Here is a 14,763-nt window from a genome sequence, read left to right as displayed (position 1 = left end):
AAGTGACCACGGCTCCGCCGGCAGCTCATCGCTCCCGGCGGAGCCGTGGTCACTTCTTGCGGCGGCGTCCGCCCCGCGCCTGCTTGCGGCGCTCGGCGCGGGTGAGGCCGTCGGCCTCGGAGCGCACCGGCTCGTCCTCGGCGAACTCGCCCTCGACGGTGCCGCCCTCGCCGTCCACCGTCGGCGCGGAGAAGTGCAGGTTCCGCCGCTGCGGGGCGTCGAGCCCCTTGGCGCGGATCTCCGGCCGGGAACCCGCCTGCGCGGGCACCGCGTCCTGCGGGGTCTTGGCCAACGACGGCGCCGCCTCCTCCTCGACCGGGACTTCCTCGACCTGCTGCTCGACCTGGACCTCCAGGTTGAACAGGTAGCCGACGGACTCCTCCTTGATGCCGTCCATCATCGCGGTGAACATGTCGAAGCCCTCGCGCTGGTACTCGACCAGGGGATCCTTCTGCGCCATCGCGCGCAGGCCGATGCCCTCCTGGAGGTAGTCCATCTCGTAGAGGTGCTCGCGCCACTTGCGGTCCAGGACCGACAGCACGACCCGGCGCTCCAGCTCCCGCATGATCTCCGAGCCGAGCTGCGCCTCACGCTGCTCGTACTGCTCGCGGATGTCCTCCTTGATGGTGTCGCCGATGTACTCGGCCGTCAGCCCGGCCCGGTCGCCGGCCTCCTCCTCGAGCTCCTCGACGGTGATCCTGGTCGGGTAGAGCTGCTTGAAGGCGCCCCACAGCCGGTCCAGGTCCCAGTCCTCGGGGAAGCCCTCGGCCGTCTCCGCCTGCACGTAGGCGTCGATGGTGTCGTCCATGAAGTGGTGGATCTGCTCCTGCAGGTCCTCGCCCTCCAGGACGCGGCGCCGCTCGCCGTAGATGACCTCGCGCTGGCGGTTGAGGACCTCGTCGTACTTCAGGACGTTCTTACGGGTCTCGAAGTTCTGCGTCTCGACCTGCGACTGGGCCGACGCGATCGCGCGCGTGACCATCTTGTTCTCGATCGGCACGTCGTCCGGCACGTTCGCCATGGACATCACACGCTCGACCATCTGGGCCTTGAACAGGCGCATCAGGTCGTCGCCGAGCGACAGGTAGAAGCGGGACTCGCCGGGGTCGCCCTGACGGCCGGAACGACCGCGCAGCTGGTTGTCGATCCGCCGCGACTCGTGCCGCTCGGTGCCGAGCACGTAGAGCCCGCCGAGCCGCTCGACCTCGTCCTTCTCGGCCTTGACCGCGTCCTCGGCCCGTCCGAGCGCCTCCGGCAGGGCGTGCGCCCACTCCTCGATGTGTTCCTCGGGGTCGAGGCCGCGCTGGCGCAGCTCCGCCTCGGCGAGGTCCTCGGGGTTGCCGCCCAGCTTGATGTCCGTACCGCGGCCGGCCATGTTGGTCGCCACCGTGACGGCGCCCCTGCGGCCGGCCTGGGCGACGATCGTCGCCTCGCGGTCGTGGTGCTTGGCGTTCAGCACCTCGTGCTGGATGCCGCGCTTGCTGAGCTGCTGCGAGAGGTACTCGGACTTCTCCACCGAGGTGGTGCCGACGAGGATCGGCTGGCCCTTGCCGTGCTTCTCCTCGATGTCGTCGACGACGGCCTCGAACTTGGCGACCTCGGTGCGGTAGATCAGGTCCGCCTGGTCCTTGCGGACCATGTCCCGGTTGGTCGGGATGGGCACCACGCCGAGCTTGTAGATCTGGTGGAACTCGGCGGCCTCGGTCATCGCCGTACCGGTCATGCCGGACAGGCCGGGCTGTTCCTTGCCCCCGTGGTCGCTGCGCTTGTAGAGGCGGAAGAAGTTCTGGAGGGTGATGGTGGCGAGCGTCTGGTTCTCGTCCTTGATCGGCACCGCCTCCTTCGCCTCGATCGCCTGGTGCATGCCCTCGTTGTAGCGGCGGCCCGCGAGGATACGGCCGGTGTGCTCGTCGACGATCATGACCTCGTCGTCGATGATCACGTAGTCCTTGTCGCGCTTGAAGAGCTCCTTCGCCTTGATGGCGTTGTTCAGGTAGCCCACCAGCGGGGTGTTGACCGACTCGTAGAGGTTGTCGATGCCCAGCCAGTCCTCGACCTTGGCGACCCCGGACTCGTGGATGGCGACCGTGCGCTTCTTCTCGTCGACCTCGTAGTCGCCGGTCTCCTCGATGCCCTTGAGGGGGTTGCCGGGCTCGCCGCGCTTGAGGCGCTTGACCAGCTTGGCGAAGTCGCCGTACCACTTGGTGGCCTGGTCGGCCGGGCCGGAGATGATCAGCGGCGTACGGGCCTCGTCGATGAGGATCGAGTCGACCTCGTCGACGACGGCGAAGTTGTGGCCGCGCTGGACCAGCTCGTCCTTGGACCACGCCATGTTGTCGCGCAGGTAGTCGAACCCGAACTCGTTGTTCGTGCCGTAGGTGATGTCGCAGCCGTACTGCTCGCGGCGCTGGGCCGGCGTCATGTTGGCCAGGATGCAGCCGACGTCCAGGCCGAGGAACTTGTGGACGCGGCCCATCATCTCGGAGTCGCGCTCGGCCAGGTAGTCGTTGACGGTGATGATGTGGACGCCCTTGCCGGACAGCGCGTTGAGATACGCGGGCAGGGTGCCGACGAGGGTCTTGCCCTCACCGGTCTTCATCTCGGCCACGTATCCCATGTGCAGGGCGGCGCCGCCCATGATCTGCACGTCGTAGTGCCGCTGGCCCAGGACGCGCTTGGCAGCCTCACGGACGGTGGCGAAGGCCTCGGGGAGCAGGTCGTCCAGGCTTTCGCCGTCGGCGTACCGCTGCTTGTATTCATCGGTGAGGGCCCGCAGCTCGGCGTCGGAGAGGTCGACGAAGTCCTCTTCGATGGAGTTGACCTGGCCCGCGATGCGGTGCAGCTTGCGCAGGATCTTGCCTTCGCCTGCACGCATGATCTTGGAGAGGACGGACACGGGGGGTGGTCTCCTTGCCGGTCGGGCCTGGGACGGTCGGTTTCCATTTCATTGCTGAGCAACGGCCATCGTATGCGAGGACCCCACCACGCCGGGAGGCCTGCCGTGACCGTGGCCGCGCACAGCGTCATATCTGTTTCACGGCGGCTTTCAAAGGGACAACGCCCGTGCCCTCCGGATGGTGCCGCCCCGCCCACCGAATTGCACGAAGGGTGACTCTTTCCTCACACACGGCAAAGAGTTGGCGTCTCCTTCTCCTCCGCGAGCAGAATCGGCCGATGGACCCCGTCACCCTCACCACCGACCGTCTTCTGCTGCGCACGGCCGGCCCCCAGGACACCGACGCCGTGTACGCCGCCTGCCAGGACTCCGACATCCAGCGCTGGACCACGGTTCCCTCCCCGTACCTTCCCGAGCACGCGCGGGGCTTCACGGAGCAGATGGTCCCGGACGGCTGGGCGAGCGGTTCGATGTTCACCTTCGGCCTCTTCCTCCCCTCCGGGGAGCTCACCGGCATGCTCGGCATCACCATGCGGTCCCTGGGGGTGGGGGAGATCGGCTACTGGGGCGTCAAGGAGCACCGCGGGCACGGCTACATCACCGAGGCCGCGGTCGCCGTGTCGCGCTGGGCCTTCACGAAGATGTCCGTCGACCGCGTGGAATGGCGCGCCGAGGTCGGCAACCGGGCCTCCCGCGCGGTGGCGGAACGGGCGGGCTTCGTCCTCGAGGGCACCCTGCGCTCCTCGCTCAACAACAAGGGGGTGCTGCGCGACTGCTGGATCGGCTCCCTGCTCCCGTCCGACCTGGGCCTCGCCTCGACGGTCCCCTACCTGCCCGCCAAGGAGTGACGCCCTCCGGCCCCGGCCCGGCCTCGGATCGCCCCGGCCCGGCCTCCGGGCCGCTCCGGTCCGGCCTCCGGGGCGCTCGGGCGAGACTCCGGTCCGGTCTCCGGGGCACTCGGGCGAGACTCCAGGGCGGTCTGCGGGCCTCCCCGGTCCGATCTCCGGACGATCTCCGGACGGTCTCCGGTCCGGATCAGGGGCGGCAGGGACGACGAGTGGCGGCAAGGAACCGCTCGGATCGTCCCCGGGCCGCGGCGCCCGCCCGGGGCCCGACGGCCCGTCAGTCGGATCGTGCCGGAGCCCCTGTCCTGACAAGCACAGCCGACCGCCTCCGGTCATGATCCGCCGGGCAGGTCCCAGCCCGCCGCCCGGCCGTTTCCGGTGCCGCCCTCTGTCCGGCCGTTGTCAGTGCCGCCCTCTATCGTGCGGACGTATGACGACCCTCCCTCGTCCGTCCACGGACCTCTCGGCAGCCGAGGCCCGCCGCATCGCCCTGCGGGCGCAGGGCTTCCTGGGCGCCCCCGACCGCCGCTCCGGCGTCCGGGGGGTCCTGCGTCACCTGGGCGCGGTGCAGCTCGACACCATCTCCGTCCTCGCCCGCTCCCACGAACTGATCCCCTACGCCCGTCTCGGCGCCGTCGGCCGGGCGACGGTCGAGGACGCGTACTGGAAGTCCGGGGCCGAGCCGCCGCGCGCCTTCGAGTACTGGTCGCACGCGGCCTGCCTGCTGCCGATCGAGGAGTGGCCGCACTTCGCCTTCCGCCGCCGCGCCTACCGCGCCCGCCCGCACTGGAACCACGAGCTGCCCGACGGCGCCTACGACCAGGTCGTCAAACAGCTCCGCGCCCAGGGCCCGCTCACGGCGACCGACCTGGGCGGCGCGAAGCGCACCAGCGAGTGGTGGGACTGGTCCGGCGCCAAGGTCGCCGTCGAGCGGGCCCTGATGTACGGCGAGGTGGTGTGCGTCGAGCGCCGCGGCTGGAAGCGGGTCTACGACCTCGCCGAGCGCGCGATCCCCACAGCCCTGCTGCACGACGAGCTGGACGACGCCGAGTGCCTGCGCCGGCTGGTCGGCCTGGCCGGCAGGTCACTCGGCGTCGGCACCCGCGCGGACCTCGCCGACTACCACCGGCTCAAGGGGGAACAGGTCGACGCGGTGATCGCCGACTCGGGCCTGGTGCCGGTCGCGGTCGAAGGCTGGTCCAAGCCGGCCTGGGCCGATCCGGAGGCCCTCGCCGCTCCCCCGCGCGGACGCCACCGTACGACGCTGCTGTCCCCGTTCGACTCCCTGGTCTGGGAACGGGCGCGCACCGAGCGGATCTTCGGCTTCACGCACCGCCTGGAGGCCTACGTGCCGAAGCCGAAGCGGGTGCACGGCTACTTCGCGATGCCCGTGCTCGCCGGGGGCCGGCTCGTCGGCCGCGTCGACCCGGCCCGCGAGGGCCGCACCCTGGTGGCGAAACAGGTCACGCTGGACGGCCCCAAGGCGGTCCCCGCCGTCGCGCAGGCCCTGGTGGAGGCGGCGGGCTGGGTGGACTGCACGGACGTCCGCGTGGAGCGGGTCGACGCGCCGGAGTTGCGCGAGCCGCTCACCGCGGAACTGTCCCGCGCCCTCGCCTGACGGCGCTCAGCGGATCTCGAGGATCTTCTCCCGCATCGCGTAGACCACCGCCTCCATCCTGGAGTGCAGCTGCAGCTTCTCCAGGATGTTGCGCACATGGTTCTTCACCGTGTTCTCGGAGATGAACAGCTCCTTGGCGATGTCCCGGTTGTTCATCCCCGTGGCGACGAGCTTGAGTACTTCGAGTTCACGGTCCGTCAGCCGGGGCGCGGGCACCAACCGGCGCTCGTCGGTGCGCTGGATCATCGACTTGAACTCGGTGAGCAGCTTCGACGCCATGGACGGGCTGATCTGCGACTGTCCGTCGGCCACCGCCCGGATGGCGGTGGCCACCTCGTCCGTGGAGATCTCCTTGAGGAGGTAACCGGTCGCGCCCGCCTTGATGGCGTCGTAGAGGTCGGCTTCCTCGTCGCTGATCGTCAGCATGATGATCTTCGCGCTGGGGGCCACCTCCTTGATGGAGGTGCACGCCTCGATACCGCCCCGCTTGGGCATCCGCACATCCATCAGGATGATGTCCGGCAGCAGGTCGGCCGCCTTCTCCACCGCTTCCGCGCCGTCCCCCGCCTCGCCGACGACCTGGATGTCCTCCTCGGCCGCGAGCACGATCTCCAGACCGCGACGGAACAGCGCGTGGTCGTCCACCACGAGGACTCTGATCGGCTCCCGGTCCGCCTCCTTCGCCGGCTCCCCGTACCGGGAGCCCGCGTCCGGCCCCGTGCCGGTGCCGCTGTCGTCGGAGTCCTCTCCACGCATCGGTCCGAAGCTGTCCGCCATCGTTCCTCCCCCTGAAGGCTGTGGCCTGTGGTCCTGAGCCATCGCCAACCCAAGGCAACGGCCCACCGTTTGGGCCGTTGCTGCCATGATTCCATGCCCGGACGGCACCGGGGTGACAGCTCGGGGTGCGAAGTGGTCGCACACCGATGCCCCTGGGGGCGCACATGCGCGCACCAGGGGCACCGGCCCAGCTGTGACTCGGTTCGGTCAGCCGCCGAGCATCCCGCCCGCCTCGGGAGCATGCGGCTGCGTGACCATGGTGTCCGTGCTGAGGTGGATCACGCCGTAGTCGTAGGCGTGCCGCCGGTAGACGACACTGGGTTCCTTGGTCTCGGAGTCGACGAACAGATAGAAGTCGTGCCCGACCAGCTCCATCTCGTAGAGCGCCTGGTCCAGGGTCATGGGGGCGGCCACGTGGGTCTTCTCACGGACGATGAGGGGCCCCTCGCCCTGCACCTCCAGCGAGCCGATCTTCTTGGTGGGGACGGATTCCGCCCCCTCCTCGGAGGACAGTGCCCCCGTACCGTTGAGTGTCGCCGCGTCGGGGACGTGGGCGGGGACCTCCGCTGCCGAGATCCTGCGCGCTCCGCGCCGCGAGTAACGCTTGTCGTGCTGCTTGCGCAGCCGGGCGTCCAGCTTCTCCGCTGCCAGGTCGAGCGCCGCGTACGGGTCGCCCGCCGCTGCCTCCGCCCGGATCACCGGACCGCGGGAATGGAGCGTGATCTCCACCCGGGCGCTGCGGTCGGCCTGTCGGGGGTTGGGCTCCTTGGACACCTCGACGTCGAGGCTGATCACCTTGCCGTCGAGCTTCTGGATCTTCTCCAGCTTCAGCTTCTCGGCCACGTGCTTCCGGAACCGCTCGGGCACCTCGGTCTTGCGGCCCTTGACGACGATGTCCACGCAGAACTCCGTTCCCGGATCACTCCGCCTCGGTGCGGAGTGTCTCCCTTTTACACCAGGCTCCGGTTCAGCCCCGGAACCTCGGACTCGGCGACTTCCGCCTCCTCCCCCATGGGCGAGATCTCCGGTCCACCGGCCCGGGTGATTATGAAAAAAACCCGCAGCACGGCATTCGGATTCGAGAGGTGTGGCCTGCGGCTTTCCCTCACGACCGAACATATCTCGCCCGGACGGATGTCGTCACCCTCTCCTACCGCGTACCTCCGTTCAGGTGAATTTACACTCTCACTACCTGCAACGATGCAACTTCCCTATCAGTTCCGGTTTATTTTGAAAGAACCGGGTGAAGCCGCAACAACCGCAGCGCACTTCACGTCAATGGGCCGGTCGGCCCTGTCCGTACCCGCCGTACCCACTGACCGGCCGAACCGCCGACCCGCCCTCACGCGAGCCGGTCCGTTTCGTTGTTCTCCTCTCCTTTCCCACCTCTCCCCTCTGTACACGAACGCGGGCGCCGAAATACTCGAATCGGCCCCGAGATCCTCTTGCGCCCGCACCTGCGCACCCACTCCCGTACGTACTTCCGTACGTGTCCGCGTGCATGTCCCGGCGGACAGCACGTGCTCCACCGCGTCCGGGCCCGGGGCCCGCAACGCGGTCCGCACCGCCCGCGCCGCCTCCGTCAGCGAGGCCCCGGTGGTCATCAGATCGTCCACGAGGACGACCTGCCCATCGCGCAACAGCCGGCCGCAGCCCGGTGCCACCGCCAGCGCACCGGCGAGATTGGCCAGCCGCTGCGCGGCGTCGAGTTCCGACTGGTCGGCCACGCCCCGCCGCTGCCGCAGCGCGGGAAGCACAGAAGCGGGTACCCCCTGTCGCCGCAGTACACCCGCCGCCGCCCGGGCGATCCGCAGGGCCGGGTCATGACCGCGAGCCCGCACGGCTCGTGGCGCGGACGGCACGGGCACCAGCAGCACCGCACCGCGGTCGCCGTGGACCGGCCCCACCAGCCCGCCCGAGCCCGGCCGCGCCGCCTCCCGCAGCCCCGCGCGCACCGCTCCCGCCAGGGCTTCGCCCAGCGGTCTGGTCAGGGCCAGGGCGCCACGTTCCTTGTGGGCCAGCAGCGCGGCGCGCACCTCGTCCGCGTACCGGGCCGCGGCGTGCGTCACCGGCAGCCCCGCCGGCTCCGGCTCCGGCCGCACCCGGCGAGGCGCGGCACCGCTCAGCGCCGTACGGCACCGGGCGCACAGCACCGCACGGGGCCTGCCGCATCCGCCGCACTCGGCAGGAAGCACCAAGTCGGAAAGGTCCTGCCACCAACCCCGCATGACCCCACTGTGCCAAGGCCCACCGCACCCGGCCACCCCTGTGGAAAACTCCACCGGACCGGCCCTGCACGCCCAGCCCCCGGCCGGTGACCTCGGCCCCGCCCGGCACGCCCTGCACGCCCGGCCCCCGGCCGGTGAGCGCTCACCCCGGATAGACCGGCGCGATCCCTTCCGTCACCTTCTGCCACTGGGCTCCCGAGGGCAGCCGGACGATCCCGTCCACCGAGTGCGCCACCAGCGGCATCTTGTCGTCGGCGGACGCGGTGACCGCCTCGACTCCGGTCAGGGCCGCGGGCTGCGGGACCTCCGGTATGGAGCCGTCGACCTCGACGTACCGCATCTGCTCCACCCCTCCCTCCTCGCGCCCGACCACGACGAGCCGACTGTCGCCGGTCCACGACATGGCGGTGACCTTCTCCAACTCGGGCGTCGCGGGCCGCATCTGCAGCACGGTCACGGCGGGCCGCGCGCCGGTCTTCTCGGCCGGCCCGGCCGGCCCCTCCTGACCGTTCGTCCCGCTCCGCTCGATCCGTCCGATCATCAGGGAGCGCCGGTCGCCCTTCGCCACGACGAGCGCGATCCTGACCCCGTCGGCGGCCACCCGGACCGCCTGGATACGCCCGTCCAGGCCCGGAGTGCGCACCTCCAGCGGCTCACCCGAGCCCTCCTCGAGAAGGAACAGCCGCGGATCGGCGGGGTCACGGTCGGCCACCCACAGGCCGCCCTGCGCGTCCCAGCTGGGCGCGGTCAGCCGGTCCTCCTCGGACTTGCCCCGGCTGCTCAGCACGGGCTCCCCGAGCGAACCGCCCGGCACGATCGATGCGACGTACAGTGCCCCTCCGTCGAGCGCGACCCCGGCCGCCGCGCGTTCGTCCAGCGAGACGGCCACCGACCGCAGCGAGGTCTCGCCCTCGCCGAGCGCCCCGGGCACCGGGTCCGGCTGGGTGGCGTCGCTGTCGGCGGGGATCCGCACCAGCCGGTGCTCCCCGTCGACGAAGTACAGGTTGTTGGGGCTTTTGCGCGAGCCCCGGTCGGCCACGTTCCCGATGGCCTCCTGGGTCAGCGAGCACAGCTGCTTCCCGTCGGCCCGCAGCTCGACCTCGTCCACGGCGGGGCTGAGGTTGCGCAGCGTGAACCACAGTTGGGCGGCCATCTCCTTGCACCGCTTGGTGCCGGTGCCGGCCGCCTTGCCGTTGAGCGGCACGGTCAGCTTGCCGCGGTCGTCCGCCGTCAGCGGCCCGGCGTCCTCGTGCAGCGCCACGCCCTCGGGGAAGCTCGACCTGACGACCGGGTCCAGCCAGGTCGTGGGCCCGCCCAGGAGGGAACGCACCATCTGGGTGGTGGGCTCCACATGACTGCGGACGTACACCGGGTCGGCGACCGCCATCGGCGGCCCGTCCGCGGCGGCCCCCAGGGTGTTCGAGGCGAAGTAGTACTTACTGACGGACATGTAGTTGCGCTGGAAGTCCGACTTCCCCATGACGACGCCCTGCGGCACCCCGGCGATGCGCCACTGCCCGCTCTTCGCGTCCTGCGTGAGACGCACGAGCTTGTCGTACGGCCCGGTGGCGGACGCGTACGCCTGCTGCGCGTCCACGGTGGCGACCTTGTCGCCGGTCAGGGTGAAGGAGACCTCGCCTGTTTCCTCCCGGCCCGGCGGGTCGGCCTGCGCGCCCGGCCCGTCCGCCAGCACCGTGGTGGACAGCTCGGGTTTCCATGCCTCGGCCGCCTCGGCGGTCAGATACTGGCGCGCGGTCCTGTAGTCCGGATCGTCACTCGTCAGCGCCTCGAGGAAGCCCTGCACGATCTGCGTGGGCGACGCGTCCTCGCTCGGCGGCATCGCGAACACCCGCACCTGCGCGTCCTGCCGGGGCGTGGACTCCACGCCCCGCAGATCCCCGCTGTCGGGCATCGAGGCGCACCCGGTCAGCAGTACGGCACCGCCGGCGGCGTACGCGATCATCCGTGCCGGCGTCCTTCGGCCGCGTCCTGCGCGCTCACCGCCCACGCGAAGCCTCCCCCTGCCTGTCCCCGAGGCCGTCGAGCCCTTCCAGACCGTCCACATCGTCCAGGCCGTCCAGCTCGTCCAGCTCATCCAATTCGTCCACGTCACCGGCACCGGCCGTCCCACCGCCACCGGCATCGGCCTCCGCGCCGGCAGGCGCCGCGTCCCCGGCGGCCGGTCCCGCCGGCTCCCCCCGGGGCGGAGCGCCCGCGGCCGGCCGCGGCACCACGCGCGCGCCGTTGCCGGGCAGCGCCGTCGGGTCGGCCGTGGGCGTCACCGCGGCCGACAGCGGGCCGAGCGGATCGCGGGCCGCGCGGGCCGATCCCTCGGTGTCCGCGGGCGGTGCGGGCAGGGTGGCCCGCTTCTCGCTGTCCCCGCCGCCGTGCGGGGCGCCGGCGTCGTCGAGTCCGCGGTTGCGCCGCGAGTCCCTGGGCTCCAGCGGTATCGGAGAGCCCCGCAGCGGCTCGTCCGCCGTCCGGGGCAGGGTCAGCCGGAACTGCGAGCCGCCGCCCGGCTCACCCCACGCCTGGAGCCAGCCGCCGTGCAGTCGCGCGTCCTCCAGGGCGATGGACAGGCCCAGCCCGGTACCGCCCGTGGTCCGCGCGCGTGCCGGGTCCGCCCGCCAGAAGCGGCTGAAGACGCGGGTCGCCTCTCCGGGTTTGAGTCCGACGCCGTAGTCCCGCACCGCGATCGCGACCGCCCCGCCCGCCGCGGCGAGCTTGACGACGACGTCCTTGCCGTCGCCGTGCTCCACGGCGTTGACGACGAGATTGCGCAGGACGCGCTCCACGCGCCGGGCGTCGGCCTCGGCGATGACGGGCTGCTGGTCGCCGACCACCTTGATCCGCGTGCCCTTGCGCTCGGCGAGCGGCTCGGCCCCGCCGACCACGCGCCGTACGACGAGCCGCAGGTCGACCGGCTCCGCCTCCAGGGCGGCCGCACCCGCGTCGAAGCGGCTGATCTCCAGCAGGTCCGAGAGCAGTGACTCGAACCGGTCGATCTGGTCGGCGAGCAGTTCGGCCGACCGGGCGGTCACCGGGTCGAAGTCCTCACGCGCCTCATGGATGACGTCCGCCGCCATCCGTACGGTCGTCAGCGGTGTCCGCAGTTCGTGGGACACGTCCGACACGAACCGGCGCTGCATCCGCGACAGGTCCTCGAGCTGGTTGATCTTCAGCTGGAGGTTCTGCGCCATCTTGTTGAAGGCCTCGCCGAGCCGTGCGATGTCGTCCTCGCCGGTGACCTTCATCCGTTCCTGGAGCCGTCCGGCGGACAGCCGTTCCGCGATCCCGGCCGCCATCCGCACCGGCGTCACGACCTGCCGCACCACGAGCCAGGCGATGGCCCCGAGGAGGACGACGACGAACAGACCGGCGGTCGCCAGCGTGCCCTTGACCAGGCTCAGCGACTTCTCCTCCTGCGTCAGCGGGAAGAGGTAGTACAGCTGGTACGGATCACCGTTGGGGTCGTTGACCTGTTTGCCGATGACCAGACCCGGCTGGGAGTCGGCGCCGTTGCTGTAGACGATCCGCGTGTACCGCTGCGCGGCCCCGGTGCCGGTGTCGATCCGCTCCCGCAGGTTGCCGGGCACGCTCTCCGCCGGGTCGACGTGCCCGGAGGCGCGCGGACCGCGCCCGCCGCCGCTCTCGTCGCCCATGGGCAGGGTGACCACGTCGAAGGCGCCCTGGCCGCCGCTGGAGAGCGACTCCACGAGGTCGCTCATCCACTGGATGACGCTCTGCGAGGACCGGCCGTCCACCGTGGACGCGTCCTCGCCGGTGCCGCTCGCGGCCTCGTCGGCCTGCTGCTTGGCCACCGCGAACCCGCCGGTGGCCTGGCTCTGGGACGCCTTCACCTTGGCGTCCAGCAGGCCGTTGCGCACCTGGCCGATGACGACGAAGCCCAGCAGCAGGACCACGCCCAGCGACATCAGCAGCGTGGTGACGACGACCTTGAGCTGGATGTTGCGCCGCCACAGCCGCATGACGGGCAGCAGCGGCCGGCGCACCCAGCGCACGAACAGGCGGATGACCGGGCTGCCCTGGACTCCGCCCTGGAGCAGCCCGCCCTCCCTGGGGCGCCCCCAACGGGAACGCCCCGAGGGGCGGCCCCGGGGCGTCCGGCCGACAGGCCGCTCCGGTCGGTCCCCGGGCCGGCCGGAGCCCGAAGCGGCGCTGTCACCGGACATGTCAGCTCGGTCCTGCCTTGTAGCCGACGCCACGGACGGTCACCACGATCTCCGGCTTCTCCGGGTCCTTCTCGACCTTGGAGCGCAGCCGCTGGACATGGACGTTCACCAGCCGGGTGTCGGCCGCGTGGCGGTATCCCCAGACCTGCTCGAGGAGCACCTCACGCGTGAACACCTGCCAGGGCTTGCGGGCCAGCGCGACCAGCAGGTCGAACTCCAGCGGGGTCAGCGCGATCGACTGCCCCTCCCGCTTCACGGAGTGCCCGGCCACGTCGATCACCAGGTCGCCGATGGCGAGCTGTTCCGGCGCCGGCTCCTCCGACCTGCGCAGCCGCGCCCGGATCCGGGCGACCAGCTCCTTCGGCTTGAACGGCTTGACGATGTAGTCGTCGGCGCCGGACTCCAGACCGACCACGACATCGACGGTGTCGCTCTTCGCCGTGAGCATCACGATCGGCACCCCGGACTCCGCCCTGATCAGGCGGCACACCTCGATGCCGTCCCGGCCCGGCAGCATCAGATCCAGCAGCACCAGATCGGGCTTGGCCTCACGGAAAGCGGCCAGCGCCTTGTCGCCGTCGGCTACGAAAGACGGCTCAAAACCTTCACCACGCAGCACAATGCCGAGCATCTCGGCCAGTGCGGTGTCGTCGTCGACGACAAGGACTCGTCCCTTCATAAACGACATCATCCCATTAGCTATTCGTGACCTGGCGTGACCTGGCACACAGTGCGGCCAGGGCCTCTGCCGTCACGGGTGAGACGGCACCTTCCTCCGTGACGATCGCCGTGACCAATTCCGGTGGTGTCACGTCGAACGCCGGGTTGTACGCCTGGGTCCCCAGGGGTGCCACAAGAATCCCGCCTCCCGCTTCGGTTCCGGCCATCGGCACCTGCGGTGCCGTGACCTCGGTCACTTCATGGCCGGGGCGCTGCTCGACCTCGATGGAGGCCCCGTCCGGTGTGCGGGCATCGACCGTCGTCACCGGTGCCACCACTATGAACGGCACGTGGTGGTACCGCGCGAGCACGGCGAGCGGATAACTCCCCACCTTGTTCGCCACCGAGCCGTCGGCCGCGATGCGGTCCGCCCCTATCAGTACCGCGTCCACCTCGCCCGCCGCGAACAGCGATCCCGCCGCACTGTCGGTGAGCAGCGTGTACGCCATTCCGCTACGGGCGGCCTCGTATGCCGTCAGGCGAGCACCTTGCAGCAACGGACGCGTTTCGTCCACCCACAGCCTCCTGAGCCTGCCCGCCCGGTGCGCGGCCAGCGCCACCGCGAACGCGGTGCCCTCGCCGCCCGACACCAGCGAGCCGGTGTTGCAGTGGGTGAGGATCCGGTGCCCGCCGCCGGGCATCAGCTCGTCCAGCAGCGCCAGCCCGTGCCGGGCCATCCGGGCGCTGGCCTCGGCGTCCTCGCGGTGCAGCTGCCGCGCCGCGGCCAGCGCGGCCCCGGCCGCCTCCGGGAGACCGCCGCCGCGGGCGAGAACACCCTGGTGGGCACTCAGAGCCCGGCGCACCCCCACCTCGAGGTTCACCGCGGTGGGCCGGGCACCCTCCAGCGCGGCGGCGGCGTCGTTCACGTCGAAGCCCCGTACGGCGGCGAGGGCGACGCCGTACGCCCCGGCGATGCCCAGCAGTGGCGCACCGCGCACGGCGAGCGAACGGATCGCCTCCACGAGCGCGGGGGCGTCCGTGCAGACGAGCTCCACCTCCTCGACCGGCAGCCTGGTCTGGTCGAGCAGCACCAGGACGGGTCCTTCCGGTGGCTCCTCCCAGCGGATCACCGGGATGTCGGTCGGCCGCTTGTGGTCGTCGCTTTGCGCGTACTGATCAGCCATGCGGTCAGTCTGCCCCCTGGAACGCGGACAATTGAAGGCACAGTCCTCACCTCGGCCGGTCCGTCGTCGACCGCCCCATGGCACGATGGCAGCGAACCTGCCGCCGCGACCGCGGACGGGCATCGTGAAGGAGCGACGATGAACGACACTCCGGGCTGGGCTTCGCCCGGATCCGCCCCCTCCGAAGGTCAGGGGCCGGGTGCGTCCGGGCCTGCCGAGCCCGCAGAGCGCCCGAACCCCGAGCAGCCCGCCCCGCAGGGGCCGGGCTGGTCGAAGGAGCAGCCGCCGAGCCAGTGGTCCGCGCCCACCGACCGGCCCGGCGCAGCGGACCCCGGCCGGACTCCCCCACCGCCTCCGCCGGG

10 protein-coding genes and 1 pseudogene are annotated in these 14,763 nt (G+C 71.1%); 3 read left to right on the top strand and 8 right to left on the bottom strand.

Annotated features, from left to right (window positions below):
- Positions 1–49 precede the first annotated feature (49 nt).
- Complete coding sequence (secA, locus tag AOK11_RS20360) at positions 50–2,896, bottom strand: preprotein translocase subunit SecA (RefSeq protein WP_055595160.1); 2,847 nt, start codon at positions 2,894–2,896, stop codon at positions 50–52.
- 278 nt (positions 2,897–3,174) lie between these two features.
- Here secA and AOK11_RS20355 point away from each other — a divergent pair, with 278 nt between their 5' ends.
- Both AOK11_RS20355 and AOK11_RS20350 read left to right on the top strand, forming a co-directional pair.
- Positions 3,175–3,744, top strand: a complete 570-nt coding sequence (locus tag AOK11_RS20355) for a GNAT family N-acetyltransferase (protein WP_055595159.1) — start codon at positions 3,175–3,177, stop codon at positions 3,742–3,744.
- A gap of 427 nt (positions 3,745–4,171) precedes the next feature.
- Positions 4,172–5,359: a winged helix-turn-helix domain-containing protein gene (locus AOK11_RS20350; RefSeq protein ID WP_055595158.1), complete on the top strand. Its 1,188-nt coding sequence runs from the start codon at positions 4,172–4,174 to the stop codon at positions 5,357–5,359.
- A 6-nt stretch (positions 5,360–5,365) separates the two neighbouring features.
- Here the strand turns inward: AOK11_RS20350 and AOK11_RS20345 are convergent, their stop codons facing one another.
- From AOK11_RS20345 to mtnA, 7 genes are all read right to left on the bottom strand, one after another.
- Positions 5,366–6,136, bottom strand: coding sequence for a response regulator (locus AOK11_RS20345; RefSeq protein ID WP_055595157.1), 771 nt, complete (start codon positions 6,134–6,136; stop codon positions 5,366–5,368).
- 207 nt (positions 6,137–6,343) lie between these two features.
- The gene (hpf, locus tag AOK11_RS20340; protein ID WP_055595156.1) at positions 6,344–7,036 is read right to left on the bottom strand and encodes a ribosome hibernation-promoting factor, HPF/YfiA family; all 693 of its coding nucleotides are present in this window, start codon (positions 7,034–7,036) and stop codon (positions 6,344–6,346) included.
- A 314-nt stretch (positions 7,037–7,350) separates the two neighbouring features.
- Positions 7,351–8,364, bottom strand: a complete 1,014-nt coding sequence (locus AOK11_RS20335) for a ComF family protein (protein ID WP_055595155.1) — start codon at positions 8,362–8,364, stop codon at positions 7,351–7,353.
- 142 nt (positions 8,365–8,506) lie between these two features.
- Positions 8,507–10,372: an LpqB family beta-propeller domain-containing protein gene (locus AOK11_RS20330; protein WP_055595154.1), complete on the bottom strand. Its 1,866-nt coding sequence runs from the start codon at positions 10,370–10,372 to the stop codon at positions 8,507–8,509.
- Positions 10,362–12,557 carry an MtrAB system histidine kinase MtrB gene (mtrB, locus tag AOK11_RS20325; protein WP_079034973.1) on the bottom strand — a complete coding sequence of 732 codons (2,196 nt, stop codon included), beginning with the start codon at positions 12,555–12,557 and terminating at the stop codon, positions 10,362–10,364. Before mtrB ends, AOK11_RS20330 begins: the two co-directional genes overlap by 11 nt.
- A gap of 1 nt (position 12,558) precedes the next feature.
- Complete coding sequence (mtrA, locus tag AOK11_RS20320; protein WP_193478414.1) at positions 12,559–13,248, bottom strand: two-component system response regulator MtrA; 690 nt, start codon at positions 13,246–13,248, stop codon at positions 12,559–12,561.
- Positions 13,249–13,252: 4 nt separating this feature from the next.
- Positions 13,253–14,401: an S-methyl-5-thioribose-1-phosphate isomerase gene (mtnA, locus tag AOK11_RS20315; protein ID WP_055595153.1), complete on the bottom strand. Its 1,149-nt coding sequence runs from the start codon at positions 14,399–14,401 to the stop codon at positions 13,253–13,255.
- A 138-nt stretch (positions 14,402–14,539) separates the two neighbouring features.
- Between mtnA and AOK11_RS40280 the strand changes: the two are divergent.
- Positions 14,540–14,763: pseudogene (locus AOK11_RS40280) on the top strand (hypothetical protein); the annotation flags it as partial.

This window comes from Streptomyces hirsutus (assembly GCF_001418415.1).
GTDB classification, from domain to species: Bacteria; Actinomycetota; Actinomycetes; order Streptomycetales; family Streptomycetaceae; genus Streptomyces; species Streptomyces hirsutus.
This window is presented reverse-complemented; position numbering and strand designations above follow the sequence as displayed.